Source organism: Pseudomonas sp. K5002 (genome assembly GCF_013386655.1).
Lineage (GTDB): Bacteria > Pseudomonadota > Gammaproteobacteria > Pseudomonadales > Pseudomonadaceae > Aquipseudomonas.
Window position 1 is genome coordinate 1 of the sequence record NZ_JACARK010000130.1, and the last position, 3,174, is coordinate 3,174.

4 protein-coding genes and 1 pseudogene are annotated in these 3,174 nt (G+C 62.4%); 3 read left to right on the forward strand and 2 right to left on the reverse strand.

Annotation, left to right across the window (positions count from 1 at the left end):
• Positions 1-58: 58 nt before the first annotated feature.
• On the reverse strand, positions 59-1,363 hold the full coding sequence (locus tag HX846_RS07855) for an ATP-binding protein (protein WP_003212508.1): 1,305 nt from the start codon (positions 1,361-1,363) through the stop codon (positions 59-61).
• Positions 1,360-2,100 (reverse strand): response regulator, encoded by a 741-nt coding sequence (locus HX846_RS07860; protein ID WP_003212510.1) that lies wholly within the window; start codon positions 2,098-2,100, stop codon positions 1,360-1,362. The genes HX846_RS07855 and HX846_RS07860 overlap by 4 nt, the downstream gene beginning before the upstream one ends.
• Before the next feature lie 215 nt (positions 2,101-2,315).
• On the opposite strand from HX846_RS07860, the gene HX846_RS07865 reads away from it, so the two are divergent.
• The 3 genes and pseudogenes from HX846_RS07865 to HX846_RS07875 form a co-directional block, all read left to right on the forward strand.
• Positions 2,316-2,558 carry a DUF2790 domain-containing protein gene (locus HX846_RS07865; RefSeq protein WP_087695229.1) on the forward strand — a complete coding sequence of 81 codons (243 nt, stop codon included), beginning with the start codon at positions 2,316-2,318 and terminating at the stop codon, positions 2,556-2,558.
• 11 nt (positions 2,559-2,569) lie between these two features.
• Complete coding sequence (locus HX846_RS07870) at positions 2,570-2,749, forward strand: hypothetical protein (RefSeq protein ID WP_087695230.1); 180 nt, start codon at positions 2,570-2,572, stop codon at positions 2,747-2,749.
• A 68-nt stretch (positions 2,750-2,817) separates the two neighbouring features.
• Positions 2,818-3,174, forward strand: a pseudogene (locus HX846_RS07875) (redoxin family protein); the annotation flags it as partial.

Sequence of the window (3,174 nt, forward strand, 5' to 3'; positions counted from 1 at the left end):
CTGTAAGAGCGGAACCGATACAAGCCATCACCCAAATAATGGATATACACACCGCCCGTCACAGCTCCAGCCGAACCTGCGCACACAACCCCCCGCCGTCCCGGTTGCTCAACGTCAACTCCCCACCAATCGCCACCGCCAGTTGCTGGGCAATCGCCAACCCCAGCCCTGTACCACCAGTGCCACGATTACGCGAACTCTCCACCCGGTAAAACGGCTGCATCACCTGCACCAGTTCATCCTCTGCAATCCCCGGCCCCCGGTCCAGCACCTTGATCGAAAGCTCACCCGCCGCCGTCGACCCCACCTCCAACTGCGCCTCCCCGGCAAATTTCAGCGCGTTGTCCACCAGGTTCACCAACACCCGACGCAACGCATGGGGCCGCGTATCCAAAACCACCGCGCTTTTACCGGTCAAACTCACTTGCTTGTTCATATCCTGGTAATCAAACACCAGGCTGTCGAGAAACGCATCCAGGTCGATCCGGCAACTGGCCTCGGTGGACCCATGCACACTGCGGGCATACGCCACACCCTCGCGCACCAGATGCTCCATTTCCCCCAGGTCACTCCAGAGCTTTTCCCGGTCCACCGAGTCCTCCATGAACTCGGCACGCAATTTCATGCGGGTAATCGGCGTCTGCAAGTCATGGGAGATCGCCGCCAGAATCTGCATGCGCTCCTTGAGGTACTCGGCAATCCGCTTCTGCATTTCGTTGAACGCCGCCGCCGCATGCGCCACCTCGGTGGGGCCGGTTTCGTCCAGCGGCGTCGGGCGGGCATTCGGGTCGAGGGTTTCCACTGCCCGTGCCAGGCGTGTCAGCGGGCGGATGGCGATGCGCACGGCGATCCAGGTGCACACCAGCAACACCACCAGTTGCAGCACCAGTACCACCGGCAGCCAGAACGCAAACGGGATCGGCTTGGGATAGACATCAATCGTGACCGGGCTGCCATCGGCCAGGGTCAGGTGCGCCTGGAAGTGTTTTTGCAGGCCCGGGATGTCGCGGAACGTCAGCGGGTAGTGCTCGCCCAACGCATCGGAAATCGACGTCGCGGCCATGGGCACGTTGTCGCTGGCCATCGGCTCGCCGGGTTCGCCGGCATTCAGCAGGTAGCGGTAGGCGTTGCGGTCGAGCCGCGGCAGCCAGCTGGCACGCTCGGCGGCGGGCAGGCGGTCGAGGATCGCGATCGACGTCGATACGTCGTTTTCCAGGTTGCCCAGCATTACGCTGCGGGCACTCATGTAGCGCTCATAGAACTGCGCACTGAACGACAGGGCGTTGGCGCACAGCAGGCTGACGATGAAAATTACCGTCAGTTGCGCCGCGAGGGTGCGCGGCCAGCGGAACGTGAGGGTCATGCCGGGTCCCCAAGGATTTCCACGGCCAGGGAGAACACATAGCCTTCGCTGCGCACGGTCTTGATGTAGGCCGGTTCGCGGGCGTCGTCCAAAAGGCGCTGGCGCAGGCGGCTGACCAGCAGGTCGATGGAGCGGTCGAACAGGTCCGCGTCCCGGCCCTGTGTCAGGTTCAGCAACTGGTCACGGTTGAGCACCCGTTGCGGATGGTCGAGGAAGACGCGCAGCAAACGGTATTCGGCACCGCTCAAGGCCACCAGGGTGTTGTCTTCGTCCAGCAGATGGCGGGCGGTGGTGTCCAGGCGCCAGCGGCCAAAGCGGATCAGCCGGCCGCTTTCGGTCACCACCAGGTTCGGTGGCAGCATCCTTGTGCGCCGCAGCACGGCGTTGATGCGGGCCAGCAGTTCACGGGCGGCGAAGGGCTTGACCAGGTAATCGTCGGCGCCCATTTCCAGGCCGATGATGCGGTCGGTTTCATCGTTGCGCGCGGTGAGCATCAGGATCGGCGTGGCCTTGTGCTTGCCCACCCGCAGTTCGCGGCACAGCTGCAAGCCGTCGTCGCCGGGCATCATGATGTCCAGCACGATCAGGTCCACGGGCGTGGTGTCGAGGAAGCTGCGCATCTGCCGGCCGTCAGCCACCACGGTGGTGCGCAGGCCGTTCTTTTTCAGGTAGTTGCCCACCAGTTCGCGGATCTCCCGATCGTCATCGACAATCAGAATGTGATCGACGTGATCCATGCTGCCTTCCTCGTTGATTAGTCATTGATGCGCAGTCTAGCCACTGGCGGCGGGCTTGCCTTGTGCCCTTTGTATTGCAGTGTATCTGGCGGTGACGAGATACACATCGACGCAAAAATCCGGGCCTGGCCGACACAATCCGGATACCTCGCAAGGTTCAAATGAGCCCATCGAGGTAATCCGCCTCGGCCCACTTGAACCCCGGGGAACCACCCATGACCATCAAAGCTGCCTATGCCAGTTGCCTGTTTGCCTTACTCACTGGCCTGAGTGTTGCCGCCCATGCCGAAACCACCGCCAGCCAGCCGGATATCCACCAGGTGCTGTCGATCTCCGAAGAGTCCGGTGGCGCGCTGTGCGGCATCGTCAACTCGCACCTGACCTACCTCGATTCCGAGGGCCAGCGCCACGTCCTCGACTACCGCAAATTTTCCAGCAATTGCCTTGAAGGCAGCTGAGGAGACCGGCCATGACCCCACTCAACAGCTTTCTCAGCGCCCTGGCGTTTTCCCTGGCGGGTGTGGCGGCGGATGTGAACGCCGCCACCGCGAAAAAACTCACCGGCAGTGAAACCTGCTTCCAGAACACGCCGCTGGCGCAAAACGGCGCGGCTCGCAAACGCGCCGAAACACCCCCGGCCACGAGGTGACACCCATGAACTTCATCCGATACCTGCGCCGCTCAAAAGGCCTGCTGCTGTTGGCACTGGTGGTTGCCTTGGTCGGCGTGCCCAAGGCGGTGAACTACCTGATCAACAACGTCGATGCCGAAAGTTTCAGCCAGTCCGATGAGCGCATGCCGTCCCTCGACGGCGCGGTGGCCTGGCTCAACTCGCCGCCGCTGACGGCCGAGGGCCTGAAGGGCAAGGTGGTGCTGGTGGATTTCTGGACCTACGACTGCGTCAACTGCCAGCGCAGCCTGCCGTACGTCAATCAGTGGGCGAAGAAGTACGCCAGGGACGGGTTGGTGGTGATCGGTGTGCACACGCCGGAAAACGCCTATGAGAAAGTCCTGGATAACGTACGCAGCCAGGTCAAGAAGCTGGACATCCATTACCCGGTGGCCATCGACAAC

Coding starts and splice junctions, on each gene's coding strand:
- HX846_RS07855 (WP_003212508.1), bottom strand. CDS start 1,363: ATGACCCTCACGTTCCGCTGGCCGCGCACCCTCGCGGCGCAACTGACG.
- HX846_RS07860 (WP_003212510.1), bottom strand. CDS start 2,100: ATGGATCACGTCGATCACATTCTGATTGTCGATGACGATCGGGAGATC.
- HX846_RS07865 (WP_087695229.1), top strand. CDS start 2,316: ATGACCATCAAAGCTGCCTATGCCAGTTGCCTGTTTGCCTTACTCACT.
- HX846_RS07870 (WP_087695230.1), top strand. CDS start 2,570: ATGACCCCACTCAACAGCTTTCTCAGCGCCCTGGCGTTTTCCCTGGCG.